Here is a 26,552-nt window from a genome sequence, read left to right on the forward strand (position 1 = left end):
CCAGCGTTCTGGTCGCTTATCAAGGAGCATGGTTATGGATGAGAGACAGGTAGAGGCGATTCTACAAAATCCAAAATTCAAGGAAATGGTTGCTAAAAAAAGTAAATTAAGCTGGACATTAACTGCAATTATGTTGTTCGTTTATGTTGGATTTATGCTTTTAGTTGGCTATAACAAAGAATTTTTAATGAGTTCATTTAGTGGTGGCATCACCACTTGGGGAATTCCTTTAGGTCTAGGAATTATTGTTTTATCTTTCGTATTGTGTGGTGTGTACTCATATATTGCCAACAATAAATTGGATCAATTGAATGCAGATGCAATGAAAGAAGTCGAAGCAATCGCCCACGAAAAAGGACTGCACTAAGATGAAATGGAACTCTTTAAAGACTAAAGCAGCTCTTGCATCTACTGCACTGCTTTCTACTGTTGCACAAGCAGGCCCAGATTTAGGTGAAGCTCAGCAGCAAGCGACCAACTGGCATGCAATCATTATGTTTGCAATTTTTGTTGGTTTAACCTTATTTATTACTAAATGGGCTGCAAAACAAACCACCAATACTGCAGACTTCTATACCGCTGGTGGTGGTATCTCTGGTTTCCAAAATGGTTTAGCGATTGCAGGTGACTATATGTCTGCTGCATCGTTCTTGGGTATTTCTGCATTGGTGTTTAGCTCAGGCTTTGATGGCTTGCTTTATTCACTGGGTTTCATGGTTGGCTGGCCAATCGTATTGTTCTTGGTTGCTGAGCGCCTACGTAACTTAGGTAAATATAACCTGTCTGACGTGGTTTCGTTCCGTTTAGAAGAAAAACCAGTACGTACACTTGCAGCAATCAGTTCGCTTGTAGTTGTGGCTTTCTATTTGATTGCTCAAATGGTGGGTGCAGGTCAGCTGATCAAACTGTTATTTGGTTTGAACTATAACATCGCAGTTGTGATTGTTGGCCTTCTGATGATGGCTTACGTGATCTTCGGTGGCATGTTGGCAACAACTTGGGTACAGATCATTAAAGCAGTGATGTTACTTTCAGGTGCAACATTCATGGCGTTCATGGTGATGCATTCTGTCGGTTATAGCTTCTCTGAAATGTTCAGACAGTCTATTGATGTATTTGCAAAAGTACATGATGTCAGTCTTGATGATGCAACCAAAATTATGGGACCAGGCAGTTTGGCGAAAAACCCACTCGATGCTTTGTCACTTGGTTTAGCACTCATGTTTGGTACAGCAGGTTTACCACACATTCTTATGCGTTTCTTTACAGTTAAAGATGCTAAAGAAGCTCGTAAATCTGTGGTTGTTGCAACAGGCTTCATTGGTTACTTCTACTTATTAACCTTCATTATCGGTTTCGGTGCGATCCTTTTCGTATCAAACAACCCACAATTTATTGATGTTGCTAAAATGGCTGTGACTGGCAAACTAGAATTAGTTGGCGGTAACAACATGGCAGCGGTACACCTTGCAGATGCAGTGGGTGGCGATCTGTTCATGGGCTTTATTTCAGCAGTTGCATTCGCAACGATTCTTGCGGTAGTTGCAGGTTTGACATTGTCAGGTGCTTCAGCAATTTCACATGACTTGTACGCAAACGTATTGAAAAAAGGTCAAACAACCCCTGAATCTGAATTACGTATGTCGAAGATTGCAACACTTGGTCTTGCGATCTTTGCGATGATCTTAGGTATTTTGTTCGAGAAACAAAACGTTGCCTTCATGGTGGGTTTAGCATTCTCTGTAGCGGCGTGTGCAAACTTCCCAGTATTGGTTCTTTCAATGTTCTGGAAAGGATTAACTACACGTGGTGCTGTTGTAGGTGGTGTTGTCGGTCTAGTGACAGCGGTGACTTTAATTATCTTGTCTAAAGCAGTTTGGGTAGACACTTTAAAAATCTCTGATACTCCGATCAACTCATTCAATGGTCCTGCAATCTTTGCTATGCCATTAGCATTCATCTGCTGCTGGTTGTTCTCTGTGACAGATAAATCTGCACGTGCAGAAGCAGAGCGTAAAGCATTTGATGCACAGTTTGTACGTTCACAAACAGGTATTGGTATCTCTGGTGCTTCAGATCACTAAGTGATTTGAGATCAGCCTAAAAAACACCTTCACGAAGGTGTTTTTTTATGGGTGATGCAAAACCAGAACTCCATCATCCCAGTTTGAGCTTTTAAGCGATATAAAGCTTGTTTTATGCTGATTGATCAGTTGAATGATCACGAAAAATTGAAAGGATTTAAGAAACCCAATGAATATGTTAATTTGAATGTTTAAAAGAACAATCAGAATCAGAAAATATGCGTTCAATGATCGAATTTTGGAAAGGTTTTAAACAATTACCGTCAGCATGGTTATTGTTGGTCCAACTGCTTATTTTAGTTTTATCTGTCTATACCAATGCCAGCAGAAGTTATCAAATTTTAACTTGGTTACTCGGTGTCTCTGCATTACTGATTATTGCCAAAGTGATTCGACAAACACCGACATTTACACTGTTGGGCTTAACCTTTGTCACGGGGGCATTTGTACTGTCCTTTCTGATGCTGATCGGTTTTCATTCTGTTACCTTGCAAATCTTTGCACATTCATTTGAAGCAGCTGCTTATTTTTGTGCAGCATATGGCCTAATTCGCTATATGTTTGCAGATCGTTATTTAACCAAAGATGAACTGTTTGCTGCGGGTGCGGTATTTACCCTGATCGCATGGGGATTTGCCTTCTTATACAGTATCTGTCAATTGATGGTTCCACAGAGCTTTCAAAACCCAAATCATGTTGCAGACTACCAATCTTGGCTGGATTTATTGTTCATTAGTTTTAGTCTGCAATCGGCAACAGGATTGTCCGATTTGATTCCTGTTGCGCCTGCTGCACGGGTGATTTCAATGTTGCAAATGTTCTGTGGCGTGATGTATTTTGCCCTGATCGTCTCACGGATGATTGCCCTGCAATATATTGAAAATAAACCAAAATCATGAACTAATGATCTTGTTACATTTAGTAAATTGTTGAAAATGTTAATTTAAATTATAATGTGGCCTGAATCCAATCGCTGTTCTACAGGATTCGTCTTTTTTCACACCTGTGAATGCCTTTTTTTGACTTTAAAAAGTCTGTCCATTGAGTATAAAAACCTGGGGGAAATATGCCTTCCAAAAAAATCACTTGGTTTGACAATGTCAATCCAAAAGTTTTCTTGAGCACTGTTGGAATTATTGCGCTTTTTTTAGCCGTTGTTGTCTTTGCACCAAATGCCTTTGAACTGATTACTCAAAGGATGAATCGCTGGATCACCGATTCATTTAGTTGGTTCTATGTTTTATCTGTCGCAATATTTTTAATTGTGCTGATTTTTATTGCCTTTTCTGACATGGGTAAAATCAAGCTTGGACCTGATCATAGCCAGCCTGAGTATAGTAATGGGTCATGGTTTGCCATGCTATTTACTGCGGGTATGGGGATCGGGTTAATGTTCTTCAGTGTTGCAGAACCTGTCATGCATTATGTCAATCCACCTGCTGGTGATCCACAAACCATTGAATCTGCCCAAGAAGCAATGAGAATTACCTTTTTCCATTGGGGCTTACATGCTTGGGCTATCTATGCAGTTGTTGGCTTAACGCTGGCTTATTTTGCTTTTCGCTATAACTTGCCACTCAAAGTTCGTTCGGGTTTGTTTCCGATTATTGGTCAACGAATTCATGGCCCAATCGGAGATGCGGTCGATACTTTTGCCACCATTGGTACGGTATTTGGTGTGGCTACCACGTTAGGATTTGGGGTAACGCAAATTAACTCTGGCTTAAATTATTTATTTGGCTGGGAAAGTAATATTAGCACCCAAATCTTTTTGATTATTGTGGTGAGTACGCTGGCTTCGTTGTCGGTTTTCCTCGGATTAGACAAAGGAATTAAACGACTCTCTGAACTGAATCTGATTTTAGCTTTGGTATTGTTAGGCTTTGTATTCCTCGCCAGTTCCAGTATTTATATCCTACAAGCAACCATTCAAAACGCTGGACAATATATTTCGAATTTGTTTAGCATGACCTTTAATTTATATGCTTATCAATCAAATGGCTGGATTGGTGGTTGGACCATCATGTATTGGGCATGGTGGATTTCTTGGTCACCATTTGTTGGTATGTTTATTGCGCGTGTTTCAAAAGGTCGAACCATTCGAGAGTTTATTGTTGGGGTACTGCTTATTCCGACAGGCTTTACCTTGATCTGGATGGGTTTTATTGGCAATGCTGCCTTGTTCAGTATCATGGAACAAGGGCAGGTTGGGCTAATTTCTGCGGTACAAAAAGATTCATCAGTTGCATTGTTTGAATTTTTAACCCATCTGCCTTTTTCAGGTGTGTTTAGTCTTATTGCGACACTGCTGGTGGTGTTGTTCTTTGTTACCTCCGCAGATTCTGGTGCATTGGTGACCGATTATCTCACTGCGAAAACAGAAAATTCGCCGATATGGCAACGCTTGTTCTGGACTGTTTTAATGGCGGTCTTGTCGATCATTCTATTAATGGTTGGTGGGCTAGGCGCACTACAATCGGCCACCATGATGAGTGCCTTACCATTCACCTTTATTATGCTGTTGTTGTGTTGGGGCTTAGTCAAAGCATTGCGCTTAGATGTCACCAAAATGCAGGCTTTACAAGTGGCAAGAATCACGCCGAGAGCTGTGCAAAACCCACGTAGTTGGCAGCAACGTTTGGGCTTAATCATGCACTATCCGCATACGTTGGCTGAAGTACAACATTATATTCAGGTTGATGTGATTAAGGCTTTTGAAAGTATTCGTTTTGAGTTTAAACGCCGTGATTTAAATGTGGTGATTAAAGAAACCGAAGACGGTGTTCAACTGAGTGTGGATCATCATGATGAGTTCAATTTTATCTATAAAGTCATTGCACGCAAAATGGTTGCGCCAAGCTTTATGATGAATGAAGAACATCAGGAAACCGATGATTTTTATCAAGCAGAAATATTTTTAAGAGAAGGTGGTCAAAACTATGATGTGATGGAGTGGACGCAAGAAGACTTGATTCAAGACATCATTGACCAATATGAACGCCATCTACATTTCTTAAATGTACTGAGAAACTAAGTTGTTTATTTAAAAAACAAAGGCAATAAAAAAGGACTCGTATGAGTCCTTTTTTTGATTCAATTTCTAAGCAACTTAGAAACGGAATTTAGCGTTTAAGCCAACAGTTTGCGTATCACCAACATACGAAATTGCTTGGCCTTTATTGTTTTCGTAGTTTGCATTTACGTAGCTTGCACCAACTGCAATCGCAGGAGTGATGAAGTAGTTTACGTTTGCACCCCAAGCTGAATCAGGCGTACCTTCGTAGCTAGACGCTGCGTAAGAAGCACCAACGCTTAATTGTGGGTTCAAATAGAAATCAGTTTTGAACTGGTATGCAGTCGCATCACCATAGATGATGCCTGATTCAAACGCTAAAGACATATTTGTACCGTCAATACCGCCAACGTATTTAGCACGTGCAGTGATTGCGTCTTGGTCTTCACCAATTGTTGCAGCTTCAGCAGTCGCTTTAGCAACGCCGTTACCCATAACATTGAATGCATCTAAAGCAACTTGGTCAGCAACGTTAGTATAACCAACAGCAACTAAGAAGTTTTGAGTAGGAAGAGCACCCACTTCTAATGCAAAACGATCGCCTTGATCATTTGGCAAGCCATTTTTACCGTCAAGAATTGTGTGGCTATAAGAAGCACTTGCGTATGCAGGTACATATGGAGTAGGAACATAAAGTTCAGCTTTAGCGCCGTAGTTATGTGCAACTACACCAGCGTCTAATTCGCCATAGTTATATGCTAAAGAAACATTTGATGCTTGGTTTAAGAACGCTGCTTCAGCCAATGGACCTTTTGAAGAGTCAACATTTTTGAAGTAGTAAGTACCTTGCAAACCACCAGTGAAATCTTTGTCATTTTCAGTTGTATCGATATACTCTGATTGACCTTGAATTTCAAATTGGTATGCTTGAGCGCCGGTCATGGCTAATAATAAAGCAGTGGCTAAACCGAGTTTTTTCATAATCTTTTCCAATAGGAGAAATTGGTGAAACAGACGGCATTGTATTGTAACAAGATATTAAGTCAATGACGTTTAAGGCCACTGTTTACAAAGTAGATACATGAAATTTACATTGTTTAAAAAACGTACATTTAAATAGCTTTACGTCAACCTGGAAAAAAACTTAATTAGAACAACAGACTAAATTCAGACAAAAGTTTTATTTCATATAAAACAGATATCAAATTGTTAAATTAATACATTTGTTTTATTGTTTATTTGTGTTTTTTGATCGATATTACCGATGGTTGTTTTGCGATCAATGTCAAGAAAATGTCATTAAATTCTGCTTATTTTTAGAATTAATTTGTGATTGTATAATCATTTCATGTGAATATTGTTGTTTTATTCTCAATTATTCATAAAAACGATAATTTATTTATATCCGATCAATTTAATAGGTTTTACAAAGTAAAAGATATTTTGAATAATGAGTCAATAAAGTTCATTCATTTTAAATGAATTTTTTTGAGATTTTGAGTTTATATGCCCAGCTTTCCCCAAGGTTGGGCTTTTTTTTATTTAAAAATTCAAAGCAAATCGCATTAAACAGACAATAAAAGTATTGCACCAATATGTAGCATAATTAAGCAAAAGATGAATTGTGTTGGCATGATTCTTGCCAAAAAAAATCCCAATTTTCAAAGAAAACTGGGATTTTTCGCCAAAATCTGGAGCAAATCAATAAATTCTGCTGAGGAATATTAATAAATTGCCCTAATGAAGTGCATTATGCACCAATATATTGCACCTGTAAATATTTTCTTACATTCAATTTAAAAAATAATTCATGGGCTCATCTACACTATTTCAGATTGAGTCAATGCCTAAGTAAAGTTTATGAGTAATTACCGATTTAAATCTAAAATAAAAAGCAGTGTATTGATCATTCTGAGTAGTGTGGCATTTTCAGGTTGTGTTTCTAATGCCAATTTGCATGATCCAGCGTCATCACAAAGAACAAGTGAAATCCCGTAGTTGTTTAATTATGCGCAAACTCAAGCCGTCTTTGTGACTTATGATGGAACTCAATTTAAACGTTATGGGAATGATTTAAATAGAGCCAAGACTGCCTATATTCCAGCCTCTACTTTTAAAATGTTGAATGCCTTAATTGGTTTGCAACATGCGAAAGCGACGAATACAGAAGTATTTAAGTGGAATGGAGAAAAAAGATCTTTTCCTGCATGGGAAAAAGATATGACCTTGGCACAAGCAATGCAGGCTTCAGCCGTACCTGTATATCAGGAGTTGGCACGACGTATTGGCTTGGATTTGATGAGTAAAGAAGTCAAGCGTGTTGGTTTTGGCAATACACAAATTGGTCAACAGGTAGATAATTTCTGGCTAGTCGGCCCATTGAAAATTACCCCAGAGCAAGAAGCTAAATTTGCTTTTCAATTGGCAAACAAAACATTGCCTTTTGATGATGCTGTACAGCAACAAGTTAAAGATATGCTCTATGTCGAAAGACGGGGTGATTCCAAGCTTTATGCCAAAAGTGGATGGGGAATGGATGTGGAGCCACAAGTGGGTTGGTATACGGGATGGGTGGAACAGCCGAATGGTCAGATCACCGCTTTTGCTTTAAACATGCACATGCAGACAGGGGATGATCCTGCTGAACGCAAGCAACTGACATTAAGTATCTTGGATAAATTAGGCTTATTCTTTTATTTGAGATAAATGCAGTAGATAAAAAAATGCCCAGTTTATTGGGGGAAACTGGGCAATAAAAAAGGTAAATTTTCAAATCATGAGAATTTCTATCTAAGTCCAATTTTATGCAAATTCTATTTATATGTAAAATGTGAATTTTGAATATTACTCATCTATAAAAACGATAATATAAAGGCGTTGAACGCTGTAGATTAAACTTGATTATGTGGAGTAGTTTATGTGTATATATTCTATAATATAAACAAAATTTCTTTAGCTTTATTGCGATATAACTTCCCACAGGACCATGGTGATGGTGCATGAACTCAGATCAGAACAAATAAGCACGCGTTTGCTTATCCTCATGTCAGTCATCATTTTGTCTGTTTTGTTAATTGCTGTTCCACAAATCATCAGTAATTATCGAGAGTATAGTCGAGCAAATCGAGCTTTAGTCAATATTCAAGCCTTGCAAGTTTTTGCTGAAACATCCAATAAAATTTCACGGGAAAGAGCGCCAACAAATAAAGCAATGTCGAGCACGACAGCAAATTTTCCAGACAGAATAAAAGAATTGCAGGACTATCGTAAGGACGTAGATCAGCAGATTAATTTAACCGTCGAGACCTTAAACAAGGCGGGGTTTACCAGTTTGGCGGATCAAGTTGATGTTCAGTTAAGACATGATTTGAACATCGCCCGCAAACAAGTCGATGCTTATTTAGCCTTACCATTAAAAGAACGTAATTCAGTGCAAATGGATCAAGTGATTCAGGGAATGTTTCGGGCGTGGGACAGTTGTAGAGCCATGTTGCAGCAATTAATTAACCATTCAAAAAAGAATAATAGCGATGTGACGGATTATGCTTCAATTGTGCTGATATTGGCTGATTTACGAGATCAATCTGGACGAGTTGCGTCTAACATCATGGCACCCCTGAGCTTTTCCGAACCACTGCCTGAATATAACAAAGCACGCTCATTACAAACGCAAGAACAGGTTAAATATTTATGGCGTTTGATGGATACCATGCAAATAGAGTCTTTAAAAACCCCTGAGTATCTTTATTTATATGGTCAGGTGAAAACTCAATTTATTGACCAAGGCTTACCCATCGTAAATCGTTTGGTGCAAGAGAGTAGAAATCAGCAGCCTTATTTTTTAACGGCAAACCAACTGACAGATGCAATCGTGGATAAGTTTACCACGGTGGTAAATTTACAAAAATATCTACTTGAAACTCATGCCTTAAGTGCACGTCATCGAATGGAATCGGAGCAACGTCAATTTTTTATCACGCTCTTTATTTCTCTTTTGTCATTGTCGGTCGCAGTTTTTACGATGTTATATACACGTAAAAAGTTATTTGAACCCTTAATATATGCAAGAAATATGATTTTGGAACTGTCACAAGTACAAGAACGTGATTATCTAGGGGATGCTTCGATACAAACCAAAGAGGTGCATACCCTAACTGATGCGCTTGATAAATTAAAAGAAATGCTCAAGCAACGCGATGCTTTTGAATTTCAATTACAAAATAGTGCCAACACTGACAGTTTAACCGGTGTTTCAAATCGATTGGCTTTAGATGTTTATTTAAAAAATATTGCGACACAAACCGAGCGGTTTCAAGAGTTGACCTTGATCATGGTGGATATTGATAATTTTAAATATGTGAATGATCGCTTTGGGCATATTTTAGGTGATTCGGTTATTGTTGAAATTGCTCGATGTTTAAAAGCAAATATTGCGCAATCTGATTTGATTGTACGTTTTGGTGGCGATGAATTTTTGATTTTGATTGATCGTATTCAATGGGATTGGGCGTTGCAAATTTCTGAAAGCATTTTGGCTGATGTCTCACGGTTAAATTTTAACAGTTCAATGTCTAACGAACAGCTCAATGTTTCTGTCAGTATTGGCGTGGCAACAGGGGCTGAAAGTTGGGAAGCCTTATTTAATCGGGCAGATGCATCGCTATTTAAGGCCAAAGCACAAGGTCGAAATAAAGTCGTGGGATGATCGACTTGGAATCTTGATGATGATTAATCGGTTTGAAAATATTGATTTATCATCAGTATTCAATGATAAGAATATTGAATTATTTTGCAGTGACTTTACGTAACTCAGCATACAATTGATTTAAAAATCGTTGCTGTTCGGCATTGTCTTGAAAGTGACGTTGATACAGCACACTACAGCTTTCTACATCAACAATATTATTGAGATTAAAAGACCAATCCTCTGTATTTTTAATACCAATCCCCAGATCATCACCACAACGTTGCCACTGTTTGGAGAAGCCAGAGTTTTGATTGGCAGCAAGCTGCTTAAATTCTGCTTTAAGGCTAAAGCCGCGCATTTCTGAGTTGGTGAATTTGTTGATTGCACTGATTGGTACACCGCCCCAAGTGATGGTTTGTCCACGCGGCATTGAGATGGTTTGCAGTTGACTTTCATTCATTAACTGACTTTGTCTACCGGTTTTAAAGCCCTGTTTTTCGTAAGTCAAAGTAGAACCAACAGGAAGCTGTATTTTTTTAATTAGTAAGGGTTGGGTGGTGATAAAATAAGGATTGTCGGGTCTGCCATTACCACCGGCAATGTTTATGCTACAACTGCTGAGTAAACAGATACTTGGGACTAAAAAGCATAAGTAAAGAAGCTTCATAAGGAAAATATCCTGTGCTATGCATTGATCTTGCCTTGTTTAAATTAGAAATGCAAAATTTGCTCAGCAAATCTTCAAATTAAGCCAATGATTGTTGGAATATATAAGAGAAAGGCTGAGAATCTGAGTTTTATAAAAATTATATGAACTATTTAATTTCGAGCTTAGATGATTAATTTACCCCTAATCCATATGGGATAAAGAGAGAAACTCCCTCCTTATTTAAAGGAGGGAGTGAAAGATGCAGGGAATTACTTCAACAACGGTTTTAAGAACTTCGCTGTATGTGAAACTTTAGATTTCACCACTTGTTCTGGGGTACCTTCCGCAATAATCTGACCACCCCCTGCGCCACCTTCAGGGCCTAAATCAATCACCCAGTCCGCCGTCTTAATTACATCGAGATTATGCTCAATCACCACAATGGTATTGCCCTTATTGCGTAGTTCATGAAGAATATCGAGCAGTTTGGCAATATCATGGAAATGCAAACCAGTGGTTGGCTCATCCAGTACATACAAGGTTTTACCTGTATCACGTTTTGCCAGCTCACGTGCCAGTTTGACCCGTTGCGCTTCACCACCAGATAGCGTTGTTGCAGATTGACCTAAGCGGATATAGCCTAACCCGACTTGGTTTAAGGTTTCCAAACGACGGTGAATCACAGGGATTGCGTCAAAGAAATGCATCGCATCTTCGACGGTCATTTCCAATACGTCAGAAATATTCTTGCCTTTATAACCAACTTCCAAGGTTTCACGGTTATAACGCTGACCATGACAGTTATCACAAGGCACGTACATATCAGGTAAGAAGTGCATGGCAACTTTGATCATACCATCCCCCTCACACACCTCACAGCGCCCGCCTTTGACGTTAAATGAGAAACGACCTGCAGCATAACCACGGGCTTTAGCTTCAGGGGTTTGCGCAAACAATTCACGAATCGGGGTAAACAAACCAGTATATGTCGCTGGGTTAGAACGTGGAGTACGCCCAATCGGACTTTGGTCAATGTCTACCACTTTATCAAGGAATTGTAAGCCATCAATCGAATCAAACTTTTCAGCAGTTAAGGTGGTTGCACCATTTAATTGCGTCGCTGCAAGTGGTAACAGGGTACGGTTAATTAAGGTGGATTTACCTGAACCTGAAACACCTGTCACACAAGTCATTACACCTAAAGGAATCGTCAAATCAACATTTTGTAAGTTATGCCCTGATGCGCCCATCAGTTTAATTTGTTCTTCAGGCTTAGGCGGTTTAACTCGCTCTTTGGGCACTGCAATTTTTAACTTACCAGAGAGGTATTTTCCTGTTAGAGAGTTCTCATTGGCTGCAAGTTCATCATAGGTTCCTTCGGCAATGATATGACCGCCATGCACACCAGCACCCGGACCGATATCAATAATATGGTCGGCTGCACGGATTGCATCTTCATCATGCTCAACCACTAAAACGGTATTACCTAGATCACGCAAACGAACCAGTGTTTCCAATAAACGATCATTATCGCGTTGGTGTAAACCAATGGATGGCTCATCTAAAACGTACATCACCCCCATTAGACCAGCACCAATTTGTGAGGCTAGGCGGATACGTTGTGCTTCACCACCTGAGAGTGTTTCAGCAGAGCGAGACAGGCTTAAATAATTTAAACCGACTGATACAAGGAAGTGCAAACGCTCGCGAATTTCTTTAAAAATTTTATCGGCAATTTCACCTTTAGCACCTTCGAGATTTAAATCCTGATAGTAGCTTTCAGCATCACCAATCGACATTTTGGTAATTTGGGCAATGGTTTTGTCTTTAACACGGACATGACGTGAAATTTCATTTAAACGTGAGCCGCCACAAGCATCACAAGCGGCATTGGATAAATACTGCGCCAGATCATCACGGACATAATTAGATTCAGTTTCACGATAACGACGTTCTAAATGAGGCAAAATGCCTTCAAAAGGTTGTACACGATTGTGTTTACGACCACGCTCATCGATATAGCTAAGATCAACTTTTTCTTTGCCTGTACCGTAAAGAAATTTCTTTTTCGTATCAGCGTCGAGTTCATTCCAAGGCGTGTCTAACGAAAACCCAAAATGATCTGCAACTTTCTGAATCATGCTGTAATAGTATGGACGTTGTCTGTCCCAGCCACGGATTGCACCTTGGCTGATAGAAACATCTGGGCTTGGAATCAGTTTTTCAGCACTGAAATGACTACGGGTACCTAAACCGTCGCAGACAGGGCAGGCACCAAATGGGTTATTGAACGAGAACAGACGTGGCTCTAGTTCAGCAACAGCACGGTCACATTCAGGGCAGGAATGTTTTGCTGAAAATACACGGTCAGGATGTTCACCACCCATCCACGATAAAATCGCCAGATCACTGCCTAAACGTAAGGCAGTTTCAAAGCTTTCGGCAATTCGGTTACCTAAGTCATCACGGACTTTAAAACGGTCAACCACAACTTCAATGGTGTGTTTTTTCTTTTTATCGAGTTCTGGTGGTGTATCGATATCAATCACTTCACCATCCACACGCGCGCGGACAAAACCTTGGCTCTGTAATTGCTCAAACAGGTTGCTGTATTCACCTTTACGCTCACGAACAACTGGTGCAAGGAGCATCAACGCTGTGCCTTCTTCCAGTCCTTTCACTGCATCGACCATTTCAGAAACAGTCTGTGCAACCATCGGCAAGTCGTGCTCTGGGCAGTAGGGTGTGCCAACACGTGCATACAGTAAACGTAAATAGTCGTAGATTTCAGTAATGGTTCCCACGGTTGAACGGGGGTTATGGCTGGTAGATTTCTGTTCAATCGCAATCGCAGGGCTTAAACCTTCAATTGAATCAACTTCAGGCTTTTCCATTTGTGAAAGGAACTGACGTGCATACGCAGATAAAGATTCGACATAACGGCGCTGACCCTCAGCATATAAGGTATCGAAAGCCAGAGATGATTTCCCTGAGCCTGAGAGTCCTGTGATGACCACAAACTTGTCACGTGGAATATCGAGTGACACATTTTTTAAATTATGGGTACGTGCGCCTCGAATACGGATATGACTTTGACTCATAAAAGCTTTCTCGAAATTATGCGAATTAAAGGGGTATATGATAGCGATTTAATTTTGTTCAAGCTGTAAAAAATAGTTTTTAAACGACAAATTGTGTCATGTAACTGACCATTTAAAACTGTGATGGAGTTTGAGTTTTTGAATAAAATAATAATATTCATATATTTATGATAGTTTTCAATAATTTTTAGGGTCGCATTCAGCTAATTTAAAATCAAAGCTATAATTTATTTAAAATAAGTTATTGAAGAAAAATGAGATATGCAGTCAGCTTTTGATGCTGTGTTGATTTCTGAGTACTTATTGCGATATTGCATAGGGTAGAACGAATAAACCAGATCAGCTTTAAGATTGGTCCTGTGATGCAATCAATAACCACTTATCTAAAAAAGAGAATTGTTAGACAAAGGTTCTGTGATTAACCATTGTTTTTATTATAAAATGTGTGATATCTATCGCACTTGTGGAGGGCTCGAAAATGAATATACGAAAAATTATATCAGTTATTTGTTTTGCATTTTCTTGCAATGTCTTGGCAGGCGAGACTTCACAAGTTTTATTTGATCAAGTGTTAAATTTAAAACCCAATCAATTGTACGAATTAGAATTAGAAGATGTACAAGCGGGGGATCAGATTTGGACAGCGGTTTATTTGGTTGGACGACAAAATTATCCGGGACTTACTGCAAAAGTTGAGTTTGTCATGGACAATCAAGGCCTGTTAAATAAAGCCAATCCCAGTGAGCATGCTGTATATCAAACACTGATTGCAGAAAATTTGATGCAAACCAATCAATATTCATTTAAGCAATTCAAAGGCTTAAACACATTCATTGAAGATACTTCACAACAGCTGATTACAGATCCGATATTGGAAAAAACAGATAGCATTCGTATTTATAGTCAAGTGAATGACTGGATCCCTGAATACAACACTTATGAACCCACCAAAGTGAAATTTGGCATTCAAAATCCTTTGGATTTTGACATTGTTGCGGCTTATGTTTTGGTGGGCAAAGGTGAAAAGCCTGCTGAACTCAGTGAATTACATTTTAAAAATATTCAAGCCACTTATGCCTCTCCTTTGCCTCCAGTATCAGCCGATTTTACTCAAGCTGAGGTGAATAAATCTGAGACGCACTTGAGTAGAAGTGAGCTAAAATTTATCTTTTTTATCGTGATGGCGATTGTCATGGGTTTGGTTGCGTTTATTAACCGTGGCAAATTAAAACGCGCTTTTTAAAGCTTTAACTTATAGCGCATTAAATTTCTAATATTTTAGATTTCAAATTTACACGCTTGGCGTAAACTCTTGCACTGATCATGTGTTTGAGTAATTTTAGATGTTGTCTTTATTTTTGAAATGTATTCTGGGTGCAGCAGTGGTTTTGCTGATTTCAATCCTTTCAAAAAGTAAGGCATTTTATATTGCAGGTTTAGTCCCACTTTTTCCAACATTTGCATTGATCGCACATGTGATTGTGGCGCAGGAAAAAGGTGCTGAAGCCTTAAAGCAAACAGCTTTATTCGGGCTATGGTCATTGATACCTTATTTCATTTATTTGTTCACGGTTTATTTACTGGCAACTAAGCTTTCGATGTGGTCTTGTTTAGGGATTGCAACGTTATGCTGGATTGTGGCTGCTGCTGTTTTGATTTATGCATGGCAATTGTTTCAGAATGGATCGGTTTTATGATTTATTGAATCAATAAAAAGAGTTGCAATGAATACTTTTGAGTGGATTGTAAAGTTAATGAGCCTTTGATCAAGGCTCATTTTTTAGGGATATATTTTAATAATCAGCTGTTTAAACAATAAATTGTTTTGGGCTTTCTAGGTTCTTAATGGCATTGTAAATTTGATCTGCATGATTACACACAATCAGTTTTGCCCGATGCTGAGGTGGTAAAAAGCCTTCAATAACAGCATGGTCTAATTGCGCAATCAAATGGTCATAGAAACCATTGACGTTATATAACATCATCGGTTTTTGATGTTGATTCAATTGTCCCCATGTCGCGACTTCTAAAATTTCCTCAAAGGTACCAAAACCACCAGGTAGAGCGACAAAAGCACTCGCGCGTTCAGCCATCATAGCCTTACGTTCATGCATGTTTTGTACAATATGTAATTCTGTTAATTGGTTATGGGCAATTTCATAATCCAACATAAATTCGGGAATAACACCAACGACATCACCGCCATGTTCCGTGACCGTATCTGCAACTTGTCCCATTAAGCCAATACTTGCGCCACCATAGACGATCCCAAAACCTTGTTCTGCGATGCCTTGGGCAAGTTGGATGGCTTTTTCTCGATAGGTGGGGTTATTTCCAGGTCGGGAGCCACAATAGAGCGCGATTAAACATTGTGTGGCTTTATGTTGTTGTTGATCTAATTCGAAAGGTTTATTCATCATTACAGGCAATACACTATTCATAATTTATTTTTTCACCTTAACTTATCATGTTCTTATACATTTCTACTACTTTAAGTAAGAAATGTGACAAAAACATGTTGTGTTATCGGCGCTTTTGCAATGATTTGTATCACTTTGATTTTGTATTTAATTTTAGATAAATCAGTAAAAATCCTGATAAATGAGATGAAATTCCTATCTGGATTGCCTATAATTAACGCTTATTTATCAACAAATGAATCATCATGGGTAGTGGTTGTAGTCGCTCCGAAAATGCACAATCTTTAGACAAAATAATAGTTCAAAATACACTAAAGTTTTCTTCTCAATTCCGAAATTTACAGTTCTCAGATGCTGAAAATAGCTATTGCACATTTTCAATGGAGCAAGATCAATGATACTTGAGTGGATGTCTGATCCTTCTGCATGGGTTGGTCTTGCAACTTTAGTTGTTTTAGAAATCGTTTTGGGTATTGATAACCTTGTATTTATTGCAATTTTGGCAGAAAAACTTCCGCCAGAACAACGTGATAAAGCAAGGATTATTGGGCTTTTACTTGCCCTCTGTATGCGAATGGTGTTACTGGCATCCATTGCATGGGTGGTGACATTAACCGAACCATTATTCCATCTCTTTGAGCATGCTTTTTCTGGGCGTGATCTGATCTTGCTGTTTGGTGGTGTGTTCTTATTGTTTAAAGGCACAATGGAACTACATGAACGCCTTGAAGGTGGTCAGGATCTTAAAGAAGAAAATCCTGTACATGCTGTATTTTGGATGGTCATTGTCCAAATTGTTGTTTTAGATGCAGTATTCTCCCTAGACAGTGTGATCACCGCTGTGGGAATGGTGAAAGAACTTTCAGTGATGATGATCGCTGTGGTGATTGCCGTAGCTATTATGCTGTGGGCATCAAAAGCCTTGATGGACTTTGTCAATAAGCACCCAACAGTCGTGATTCTATGTCTTGGCTTTTTGATGATGATTGGTTTCTCATTGATCGTTGAAGGTTTTGGTTATCACATTCCAAAAGGTTACTTATATGCAGCGATTGGTTTCTCGGTGCTGATCGAGTTTATGAACCAAACCATGCGTAAAAACCAAGAGAAAATGGTGACAACGACCGACTTACGTTTCCGTACAGCTTCAGCAGTATTGAAAATGTTAGGTGGCAAAAGTGCCGATAGTCAAAATGGTAAAGCGGATGATGTGATCGCAACACAAGCATTGGCAGATGAAATTTTTGATGATGAAAATGGCGCTTACCATAGTGTTATGGTTCAAGGGGTCTTAGGACTATCAGAACGTCCAGTAAAATCGGTCATGACACCGCGCCCTGAACTAGAATGGTTAGATTTGGATGAAGACGAAGCCAGCATTAAAGAAAATTTGATGGCAATGTCACATTCACGTTTAATTTTGGCGCATGGTGAATTGGATAATATCGCGGGTATTGTTTTAACCCATAAAGTTTTAAATGATTATATCGAAACGGGTGTTTTAAATTTTGAAAAACACTTACGCGAGCCTGTGATTGTGCATGAAAATGCGCAAGTGTTGATGGTGATGGAACAACTTCGTCAGGCACCCTTACAAATGGCGATTGTATTAAATGAATATGGGTCAATTGAAGGGATTGCAACGCCGATTGATGTGCTTGAAGCAATCGCAGGCGAGTTCCCTGATGAAGATGAACTAGAAGCTGCTGCGGAAAGTCTTGAAGATGGTTCGTTGATCCTTGAAGGTTCAACCGATATTCGTCATGTTTCTTTGCTGTTAGGTCGTGATTTAGTCGATGAGTCAGAACAATACTCGACCCTTTCGGGTTATATCCTGTTCCATCTCGGGCGTTTGCCTGAAAATGGTCAAAAGCTTCAAGTCGATGGTTATGAGTTTGAAGTGGTAACGATGGATGGGCATAAGATTGAGAAGGTGCATATTATGGCATTAACAAAATCTAAAGATGCCGAGTCCTAATGGATTTGCTGTAATGAAGCCAGTCGAAAGACTGGCTTCTTTTTATTTTGTTTTTGAAAATAATGATTTAAACCATATCGTTAAAATGATGTCCAGATGACATCATTCATATAGAAAGAATAGGTTTCGATTTCCTGCTGGGTTGGATTATCATTGAGCCTATTCAGATTTTGAGTATTTTCATGTCCAATCTATCCTGCCCATGTGGTTCAGCGCTTTATGCTGAATGCTGTCAGCCGCTGCATTTGGGTCAGAACAAAGCCAAGACAGCAGCACAGTTGATGCGTTCGCGTTATAGCGCTTTTGCCAAACATGAGATTGATTATATTGTTCAGACCACTGCGCTTGGACAGCAGCAAGCTTTGGATGTTAAAGCGATTTCAGACTGGAGTAAAGCCAATCAATGGCTCAGTCTCGAAGTGGTGCAAGCCCAAGAAAAGCTCGATAAAAATCATGCTCAAGTTGAATTTAAAGCACATTTTCATGATGGTCAGCAGGCTCAAATACACCATGAAGTTTCACACTTTGTGCAGCATGATGGTGTATGGTATTTCTTAGATCCAACCACAGATCAGGCTATTACCATGAAACAGCCATGTATTTGTGGATCCGCCAAAAAATTTAAGCAATGTTGCGCACAATTTTTATAACTTTTAGTTCATTTTTGACTTAAAATAGCGCGCATCTTTTCCCATCAGTGGATGAAGGGCAATGTTACTGACGATTATTTATATTATAGCCATTACAGCAGAAGCCATGACTGGAGCGTTGTCCGCAGGACGACGCAGTATGGACTGGTTTGGGGTGATACTGATTGCCTGTGTCACTGCACTCGGTGGCGGTTCTGTGCGAGATGTTTTACTTGGACATTATCCACTGACTTGGGTGAAACATCCTGAATACCTTGTCCTGACATGCTGTGCTGCCTTTGTCACCATTATTATTGCCAAATGGATGAAGCACTTACATTCCATTTTCTTATTGTTGGATGCTTTAGGTTTAATTGGTTTTACCATTATTGGCTGTCAAATTGCCTTGCAAATGGGGCATGGTTTTGTGGTTTCCGCGGTTGCTGGGGTATTAACAGGGGTATCTGGCGGTATTCTACGGGATATTCTGTGTAATGATGTTCCGCTGGTCTTCCGTCGTGAACTGTATGCATCGATTTCCTTTGTTGCGGTGATTTTCTATTGGTTCTGTATAGATTTTGGTTTATCGCTTGAAATTACCGTGGTTTCTACTTTAGTTTTTGGTTTTGCATTACGTTGTGTGGCGATTTATTTTGGTTTGGAAATGCCGAAATTTATCTATAAAGATCATGATGAACAATCGGCATCTTCTAAAGATGAGTCCTAAGAATGGATGCTTGCACAGCAGCTATTGACTGTGAATCGCTACGTTTAACTTTGAGCTTGGTATGTCATATCTGATTCAGCAAAATCTTAAACTTGAAAAATTTACTGAGCTAGATTTTGCTGTGTATTTTGAATTGGTCAAAAATATTAAAGTCATGCAAATGATTACCGAGCGAGCATTAACGCTTGAGGAAGCGCATACGGAATTTGCCAAGATTTTATCCAAGAATACCTATGATGTGGCCTTGGGAAATTATAAAATTCTTGATGCTCAAACAAATGACTTTATCGGTTTAGCCAAACTTGAGTTGGATCAGCCAACAGCAACAACTGCGGAATTGGGTTATATGCTTTTACCTGAATATTGGGGGAAAGGTATTGCCAGTCAGGTTGTTACATTTTTAATTGAGCATGCAAAACAACAAGCATATTTAAAGGATCTCATGGCTATTATTGATCCTGAAAATATAGCTTCAAGAAAAATATTGATAAACAATGGTTTCCATTCTCAAGAGTTTAAAGATTTTGACGGACTAGCAGGAGAAATTCTGCTGTTCAGTCTTTAAAATTAAACAGCGAACCAAAGTTGTTTCTGCTTTTACATATTTGTTGAGTGCATTATGGATTTAGTATCACGTGTACAACGCTTACCCATAGGTAAATTTCACTATACCTTACTCTGGGTGATCGGGTTGGGCTGGATGTTTGATGCCATGGATACAGGACTGATCTCCTTTATTCTCACCAAAATGGCGGAAGAATGGCAAATGACCCCTACTGAAAAAGGCTGGGTGGTCTCCATTGGCTTTGTGGGTATGGCAATTGGTGCTGTATTTTCTGGTGGCTTGGCTGATCGAATTGGTCGTAGAACAGTCTTTGCGATTACTTTGGTGACCTATAGCATTGCAACCGCGTTATGTGCTTTTGCACCGAATCTGACTTGGTTATTGCTGTTCCGTTTTATTGTCGGATTAGGGCTGGGTGGGCAACTTCCTGTGGCTGTAACTTTGGTCAGTGAATATATTCCTGCTCAAGTACGTGGTCGATTTATCGTACTTTTAGAAAGTTTCTGGGGACTTGGCTGGCTTGTTGCTGCGCTTATTTCTTATTTTGTAATTCCTGATTATGGTTGGCATATAGCATTTTTGATTGGTGGTTTACCTGCAATTTATGTTTTTATGATTCTCAAAAAAGTGCCTGAATCGGTTCCTTATTTGATTAATCGTGGACGAATTGAAGAAGCCCATGCACTGGTACAGAAACTGGAACGGCAGTGTGGGGTAGAAGTGATTGAAACCATTGAAGTCAAACCTGTTTCAGCAAAACAAACGATTTCATTTTCACAGCTTTGGTCAGGTGCTTTTGCCCGTCGTACTTTGATGCTGTGGTTGATTTGGTTTGGTATCGTCTATTCTTATTATGGCATTTTTACTTGGTTACCAAGTTTGCTGGTCAAGCAGGGCTATACCATTGTGCAGTCTTTTGAATATGTGCTCGGGATGATTTTGGCACAATTACCCGGTTATGTGGCTGCGGCTTGGTTGGTGGAAAAGCTTGGACGTAAAGTAACACTCGCTGGTTTTATTGCTATGTGTGCGCTTTCTGCTTATTTCTTTGGTCAAGCGACTTCAGTCAATATGATTATGTTGTGGGGATGCTTAATGTCGTTCTTTAATTTGGGTGCATGGGGGGTGCTATATACTTATACGCCTGAACAATACCCAACCAATATTCGTGCTTTTGGCTCAGGTTGGGCATCTGCAATCGGTCGTATGGGGGGAATTGTCGCACCGTTGGTGGTAACCCATATGATGGTGGCAAGTGATGGATTTAGTTCCGTCTTTATGATGTTTACGATTGTACTTTTCGCTGTTGCAGCTGTGGTTTTGGTCTTGGGTGAAGAAACCAAAGGTAAGACCTTAGAAGAGATTGGGTTATAGTGGTTTATTGAAATATATAAAAACATAGCGCTAAAAAACGATAACAAAGAAAAAGTATACAATGGCTGATATAGGGTTAATCTTGCTTCTCAGCCATTTTAATTTCTCTAACGTTAAAATTAAAAAAACCAATCATTCATAGCGATATTATCAAATAGATCAGACCAGTATTGAGGGCGAAATAATGAAAAGTAAAATAGGATTAAGCTTTTGTATTGTTTATCTTTTGCTTACCGCATTTTGTCTTTATATCGCGTTAGATCCAATGACGGATAACAAAGGAAACTTTGTTTTCTTACAATTACCGATAGGTTTTCAAGTGTCGGCATTTAATGCAATTGGTTTAGGTCCTTTATTCGATCGGCTGTCTTGGATGCAAGCGTACAGTTTTGTGGTTCCTGTTACTTTACTGTTTCTATATGGGATCGGGTGGTTGTTGAGTTCGAGCATTCATTCTATAAAAACGCGAAATGGACCACTTCAATAAGTTTCAGCATTTATAAATTTCATTTGAAATAAAGCGCATACCCCAATTTAAAAATAGCAGTTTAAATAAAAGTTGCTCATTTCTTAAAAAATGGATAATTTTACGTCATTAGAAAGATCTAAAGACGCAATTTGTCGTTGTAGGGTACACTTGCACTTGTGTAGTCAGACCCTGCGACTTAGCATAAGAACGTAGATACAAAACATTTATTTAGAACGCACTTATTTAGGATAAAAGGTTGTTATGACAAGCCTTGCGCATCATGCGACAGAAAATCGTTCCGTAGCAGAATTTACTGAACAAGCTTACCTCAACTATGCCATGTACGTGATTATGGATCGTGCATTGCCACACATTAGTGATGGTTTAAAACCTGTACAACGCCGTATCGTTTATGCGATGAGCGAATTGGGATTAAAACCAAGCGGTAAGCCGAAAAAGTCTGCGCGTACAGTCGGTGATGTATTGGGTAAATACCATCCGCATGGTGACTCAGCCTGTTATGAGGCTATGGTGTTGATGGCACAGCCATTTAGTTACCGTTACCCATTTATTGAAGGGCAAGGGAACTGGGGTTCGCCTGATGATCCTAAATCATTCGCAGCCATGCGTTATACCGAAGCCAAACTCTCACCTTATAGTGATTTGTTGCTTTCTGAATTAGGTCAAGGAACCTGTGATTGGCAAGATAACTTTGATGGTTCAATGAAAGAGCCTGTCAATTTACCAGCGCGTGTACCAAATATTTTACTCAATGGTACCACTGGTATTGCAGTGGGAATGGCAACGGATATTCCGCCACACAATTTACGTGAAGTGGTTAAAGGTACGATTGCTTTAATCCGTAATCCAAACTTAACAGATGAAAAAATTGCAGAATATATTCCTGCACCTGACTTACCGACCAAAGCAGAAATTATTACACCACGTGATGAATTATTAAAAATTCAAATGACTGGACGTGGTAGCTATCGTACCCGTGCCGTATATACCATTGAAAAAAATGAAATTATTATCACTGAGCTGCCATATCAGGTTTCTGGCTCAAAAGTCATCACGCAAATTGCAGATCAAATGCAAGCCAAAAAACTGCCATTGGTCAGTGACTTACGTGATGAATCAGACCATAAAAACCCAACACGTTTGGTGATTGTATTACGTTCAAACCGTATCGATGCCGATGCAGTCATGAGCCATTTGTTTGCGACAACCGATTTAGAGTCGAGCTATCGTGTCAATATGAACATGATCGGTGCTGATGGTCGTCCACAAGTTAAATCAATCCGTCGCATTTTATTAGAATGGATTGAAATTCGTAAGAGTACTGTCACACGTCGTCTGCAATATCATCTGAATAAAATTGAAAAGCGCCTACATATTCTTGGTGGTTTGATCATTGCGTATTTGAACATTGATGAAGTGATCAAAATTATTCGCGAAGAAGATCAACCTAAACCCGTATTGATGATGCGTTTCAATATTGATGAAGTTCAGGCAGAAGCAATTTTAGAGCTTAAGTTACGCCATTTGGCAAAACTTGAAGAAATGGAAATGCGCCGTGAGCAAGAGGAACTCGAGGCCAGAGCAGCGGTAATTCGTGAACAACTTGCAAATCCAGAGTCATTAAAATCTTTAATTATCGAAGAACTTAAAGATGATGCGAAGAAGTTTGGTGATGATCGTCGTTCACCGATTGTGCAACGTGAAGAATCACAAGCCATTAGCGAACAAGATTTAATGCCAGCTGAAGCGGTAACAGTGATCCTTTCTGAAGCAGGCTGGGTTCGTGCAGCCAAAGGTCATGATATTGATGTTGAAAAATTAAATTTCCGTGCTGGTGATCAGTACTTGAGTTCAGCACAAGGCAAGTCCAATCAGAAAGTATATATTTTAGATGAAACTGGACGAAGTTATGCTTTGGCCATCAATAGTTTGCCATCGGCGCGTGGTTTAGGAGAACCGTTGAGTTCAAAACTTTCTCCAGCCAATGGTGTGGGCTTTATGCAAGTCCTGATTGAAGATGAAGAAAAAGAAATAGTTGCTGTAAGTTCAAAAGGTTATGGCTTTAAATCGCAAGCTAAACAATTGGATACCAATGCCAAAGCGGGTAAAACATTCCTGACAGTTGCTGAAAATGCGACAGCAATGCCAATTGAAGTCGTTGAAAATCATACTCATTTGGCTATACTCAGCTCAGCAGGACGGCTACTTTTAATTGAATTATCTGAGTTGCCAACGCTGAATAAAGGTAAAGGAAATAAGTTGATACAACTTGAAACTAATGAGTCTGTTCAGTTTATGTTAACTTTGAATTTAGATGAAGTAATACAAGTGCTTGCAGGGCAGCAACAATTAAAATTAAAAGGGGAAGATTTACAGAAATATATCGGTAAACGCGCATCAAAAGGTCAGTTGTTACCGCGCGGATATCAAAAAGCAAATAAACTGTTGATTCAAAGATAAAACTAGCATCCTTGGATTGAAATACGTTATATATGCAAAGTGTTCGTGAAAATGGATGCAATATTGAGCACAAAGAAGCCAAAAAATTATGTTCAATATTGAGAAAAACAGTTTAAAACTAAGGATTACTGATTGGAGATTATGGCATTATGGAAAAAGTTTGGTTCGCTGAATATCAAAAAACTGGAATTCCAGAAACAGTAGAATTGCCACAGGAAAATAGCTCTCTTATTGATATTTTTGAGCGTAATTTCCAAAAATTTGGTTCACGTGATGCCTTTATCTTCATGGATAAAGTGATGTCATTCAGTGACCTTGAATTGGCAAGCCGTAAATTTGCGACTTATTTGCAAAGTTTAGGTTTGGCAAAAGGTTCACGTGTCGCAGTGATGATGCCTAACGTCCTTCAGTATCCCGTTGTTGCTTTAGGTGTATTCCGTGCAGGTTTGGTACTTGTGAATGTGAATCCACTTTATACAGCACGTGAATTAGAACACCAACTTAATGACTCAGGCGCTGAAGCTTTAGTCATTGTTGAAAACTTTGCGACTGTTTATCAAGCGATTATTGGCAAAACACCTGTAAAACATGTTGTTGTTGCATCCGTTGGCGATATGTTGGGTACTTTAAAAGGTACTTTGGTGAATTTTGTTCTACGTAAAGTGCGTAAACAAATTCCAGACTGGAATATTCCAGGACATATTAAGTTTAATGCAGCATTGGCAAAAGTAAGCCCAAGCAATTATAAACGTCCAACCATGACCCTCAGTGATACTGCTGTACTTCAGTACACAGGCGGTACTACGGGTGTTTCCAAAGGGGCGGAACTGACGCACCGTAACTTAGTGGCAAACTTGCTGCAATGTGATGGCATTTTCCAAAGTAAATTTGGTCAAGGTGATGGCGCGAAAGACGATCGTATCTTCTGTGCTTTACCGCTTTATCACATCTTCGCATTCATGGTGTGTGCGATGTATGGTATGTATAAAGGTCAGGCAAATATTCTGATTCCGAATCCACGTGATTTACCAGCGGTGATTAAAGAATTACGTAAATACCAACCGGGTTTCTTCCCTGCGGTAAATACTTTGTTCAATGCGTTGGTACATAATGAAGAATTTAGACAGCTCGACTTCAGTAAGTTAAAAATGGCGATGGGCGGTGGTATGGCCGTGTTACCGTCAACCGCTGAAGAATGGAAAAAAGTTACTGGAACCATCATTATTGAAGGTTATGGTTTATCTGAAACGTCTCCAGTCGCGACTGCAAACCCACCTGCAACAACTGAGTTTAGCGGTACAATTGGTATTCCTTTACCACTGACTGATGTTGCGATCTTAGATGATGATGGCAATCATTTGTCACAAGGTGAGCAGGGTGAAATCTCGATTCGTGGTCCTCAAGTGATGAAAGGCTATTGGAATCGCCCAGATGAAACTGCAAAAGTCATGACAGCTGACGGTTATTTCCGTACTGGTGATATTGGGATCATGGATACCCGCGGTTATTTCAAAATTGTCGATCGTAAGAAAGACATGATTTTAGTATCAGGCTTTAACGTCTATCCTTCTGAAATTGAAGAAGTGATTGCGCAACATCCAAAAGTGCTTGAAGTGGCTGCAATTGGTGTACCTGATGAAAAATCTGGTGAAGTGCCAAAACTATTTGTGGTGAAAAAAGATCCGTCTTTAACCACTGAAGAAGTTCTTGAATATGCAAAAGAAAACTTAACTGGTTATAAACGTCCGCGTTATGTTGAATTTATGGATGATTTACCAAAATCAAATGTAGGTAAAATCCTACGTAAAGATTTACGTAAATAATTGAAAAGTTAAAGATAAAAAAGCGCCAACAAGGGCGCTTTTTTATGCTTGAGGTAAAACAATCGATCGCTTTATGTGGTGATTTTATTTTTTATGCGAACGAATATACCAACCGTCAATATAGGGGCGGCTTAAGCCAACAATTGCTGTAAAAGTTAGCATCGTGCCCATTTGACGACCCAGTGCAGAAGGATGAATACTGCCATAGCTAAAATAAATATCGATTAAACAGTATACGACAATAATAGCTAACCAAAAGTATAGATTCATACGCTTTATACCAACGGCAAAAAAAGCCACCACCAAAACAATAAGCGTCCCCAAGGTGGATTGCCAATTGTAATTTGCACAAATCACGCACAAGAGAAAAGCCAAAATTGGCAATACAATTTTAAGAATACGATCAATCTCCGCTTGTTGATGGCGCTGCTTTTCTAAAACCTCAAACAATTCATTTTGATCTGGTTGCACGTTATTGTCCTCACTACACAATTTTGCAAAACTCTGCATTTAACAAAAAATATTCTGTTCATGCCATGCTATGATAACTCG

The 26,552-nt window shown here is 39.1% G+C and carries 20 protein-coding genes and 1 pseudogene; 16 read left to right on the forward strand and 5 right to left on the reverse strand.

Annotated elements, in window-relative coordinates:
• The first annotated feature begins 34 nt into the window (after window positions 1-34).
• From L3V46_RS00930 to L3V46_RS00945, 4 genes are all read left to right on the forward strand, one after another.
• Window positions 35-367: a DUF485 domain-containing protein gene (locus L3V46_RS00930; protein WP_004725226.1), complete on the forward strand. Its 333-nt coding sequence runs from the start codon at window positions 35-37 to the stop codon at window positions 365-367.
• Between the two features lies 1 nt (window position 368).
• Window positions 369-2,084 carry a cation acetate symporter gene (locus tag L3V46_RS00935; RefSeq protein ID WP_004816490.1) on the forward strand — a complete coding sequence of 572 codons (1,716 nt, stop codon included), beginning with the start codon at window positions 369-371 and terminating at the stop codon, window positions 2,082-2,084.
• 218 nt (window positions 2,085-2,302) lie between these two features.
• A complete protein-coding gene (locus L3V46_RS00940; protein ID WP_105713783.1) occupies window positions 2,303-2,983 on the forward strand; it encodes an ion channel in 681 nt (226 codons plus the stop codon).
• A 167-nt stretch (window positions 2,984-3,150) separates the two neighbouring features.
• A complete protein-coding gene (locus tag L3V46_RS00945; RefSeq protein ID WP_239044718.1) occupies window positions 3,151-5,118 on the forward strand; it encodes a BCCT family transporter in 1,968 nt (655 codons plus the stop codon).
• Window positions 5,119-5,193: 75 nt separating this feature from the next.
• Here L3V46_RS00945 and omp33-36 read toward each other — a convergent pair whose 3' ends face one another.
• Window positions 5,194-6,078, reverse strand: coding sequence for a porin Omp33-36 (gene omp33-36 / locus L3V46_RS00950; protein WP_034612715.1), 885 nt, complete (start codon window positions 6,076-6,078; stop codon window positions 5,194-5,196).
• Between the two features lie 879 nt (window positions 6,079-6,957).
• Here omp33-36 and blaOXA point away from each other — a divergent pair.
• Window positions 6,958-7,803, forward strand: a pseudogene (gene blaOXA, locus L3V46_RS00955) (OXA-274 family carbapenem-hydrolyzing class D beta-lactamase).
• 286 nt (window positions 7,804-8,089) lie between these two features.
• Window positions 8,090-9,802, forward strand: coding sequence for a GGDEF domain-containing protein (locus tag L3V46_RS00960; protein ID WP_034612708.1), 1,713 nt, complete (start codon window positions 8,090-8,092; stop codon window positions 9,800-9,802).
• Window positions 9,803-9,881: 79 nt separating this feature from the next.
• Here L3V46_RS00960 and L3V46_RS00965 read toward each other — a convergent pair whose 3' ends face one another.
• Together L3V46_RS00965 and uvrA are read right to left on the reverse strand one after the other, a co-directional pair.
• Window positions 9,882-10,451: a hypothetical protein gene (locus L3V46_RS00965; RefSeq protein ID WP_239044719.1), complete on the reverse strand. Its 570-nt coding sequence runs from the start codon at window positions 10,449-10,451 to the stop codon at window positions 9,882-9,884.
• 251 nt (window positions 10,452-10,702) lie between these two features.
• Window positions 10,703-13,534 (reverse strand): excinuclease ABC subunit UvrA, encoded by a 2,832-nt coding sequence (gene uvrA, locus L3V46_RS00970; RefSeq protein WP_004816511.1) that lies wholly within the window; start codon window positions 13,532-13,534, stop codon window positions 10,703-10,705.
• Window positions 13,535-14,012: 478 nt separating this feature from the next.
• Here uvrA and L3V46_RS00975 point away from each other — a divergent pair, with 478 nt between their 5' ends.
• A complete protein-coding gene (locus L3V46_RS00975) occupies window positions 14,013-14,777 on the forward strand; it encodes a hypothetical protein (RefSeq protein WP_239044720.1) in 765 nt (254 codons plus the stop codon).
• Between the two features lie 100 nt (window positions 14,778-14,877).
• Entirely contained in the window at window positions 14,878-15,231 is a 354-nt protein-coding gene (locus L3V46_RS00980; RefSeq protein WP_034612698.1) for a GlpM family protein, read from the forward strand.
• Between the two features lie 111 nt (window positions 15,232-15,342).
• Here L3V46_RS00980 and L3V46_RS00985 read toward each other — a convergent pair whose 3' ends face one another.
• On the reverse strand, window positions 15,343-15,975 hold the full coding sequence (locus L3V46_RS00985) for a TIGR00730 family Rossman fold protein (protein WP_004816519.1): 633 nt from the start codon (window positions 15,973-15,975) through the stop codon (window positions 15,343-15,345).
• Window positions 15,976-16,348: 373 nt separating this feature from the next.
• Here L3V46_RS00985 and L3V46_RS00990 point away from each other — a divergent pair, with 373 nt between their 5' ends.
• The 8 genes from L3V46_RS00990 to L3V46_RS01025 all read left to right on the forward strand — a co-directional run bounded on the left by L3V46_RS00990 (window position 16,349) and on the right by L3V46_RS01025 (window position 26,000).
• Complete coding sequence (locus tag L3V46_RS00990) at window positions 16,349-17,932, forward strand: TerC family protein (RefSeq protein ID WP_004816521.1); 1,584 nt, start codon at window positions 16,349-16,351, stop codon at window positions 17,930-17,932.
• Between the two features lie 182 nt (window positions 17,933-18,114).
• Entirely contained in the window at window positions 18,115-18,582 is a 468-nt protein-coding gene (locus tag L3V46_RS00995) for a YchJ family protein (RefSeq protein WP_239044721.1), read from the forward strand.
• 61 nt (window positions 18,583-18,643) lie between these two features.
• Window positions 18,644-19,288, forward strand: coding sequence for a trimeric intracellular cation channel family protein (locus tag L3V46_RS01000; protein WP_004816523.1), 645 nt, complete (start codon window positions 18,644-18,646; stop codon window positions 19,286-19,288).
• Window positions 19,289-19,349: 61 nt separating this feature from the next.
• Window positions 19,350-19,853, forward strand: a complete 504-nt coding sequence (locus L3V46_RS01005) for a GNAT family N-acetyltransferase (protein ID WP_234624284.1) — start codon at window positions 19,350-19,352, stop codon at window positions 19,851-19,853.
• Window positions 19,854-19,907: 54 nt separating this feature from the next.
• Window positions 19,908-21,227, forward strand: coding sequence for an MFS transporter (locus L3V46_RS01010; RefSeq protein WP_004816527.1), 1,320 nt, complete (start codon window positions 19,908-19,910; stop codon window positions 21,225-21,227).
• A 184-nt stretch (window positions 21,228-21,411) separates the two neighbouring features.
• Window positions 21,412-21,714, forward strand: coding sequence for a hypothetical protein (locus L3V46_RS01015; protein WP_234624285.1), 303 nt, complete (start codon window positions 21,412-21,414; stop codon window positions 21,712-21,714).
• A 243-nt stretch (window positions 21,715-21,957) separates the two neighbouring features.
• Window positions 21,958-24,177, forward strand: a complete 2,220-nt coding sequence (parC, locus tag L3V46_RS01020; protein ID WP_034612682.1) for a DNA topoisomerase IV subunit A — start codon at window positions 21,958-21,960, stop codon at window positions 24,175-24,177.
• A 149-nt stretch (window positions 24,178-24,326) separates the two neighbouring features.
• A complete protein-coding gene (locus tag L3V46_RS01025; RefSeq protein WP_004816532.1) occupies window positions 24,327-26,000 on the forward strand; it encodes a long-chain-fatty-acid--CoA ligase in 1,674 nt (557 codons plus the stop codon).
• Between the two features lie 84 nt (window positions 26,001-26,084).
• Here L3V46_RS01025 and L3V46_RS01030 read toward each other — a convergent pair whose 3' ends face one another.
• Window positions 26,085-26,471 carry a hypothetical protein gene (locus tag L3V46_RS01030; RefSeq protein ID WP_004816535.1) on the reverse strand — a complete coding sequence of 129 codons (387 nt, stop codon included), beginning with the start codon at window positions 26,469-26,471 and terminating at the stop codon, window positions 26,085-26,087.
• Window positions 26,472-26,552: the final 81 nt, after the last annotated feature.

The organism is Acinetobacter sp. AG3 (genome assembly GCF_022343575.1).
Classification (GTDB): Bacteria; Pseudomonadota; Gammaproteobacteria; order Pseudomonadales; family Moraxellaceae; genus Acinetobacter; species Acinetobacter guillouiae.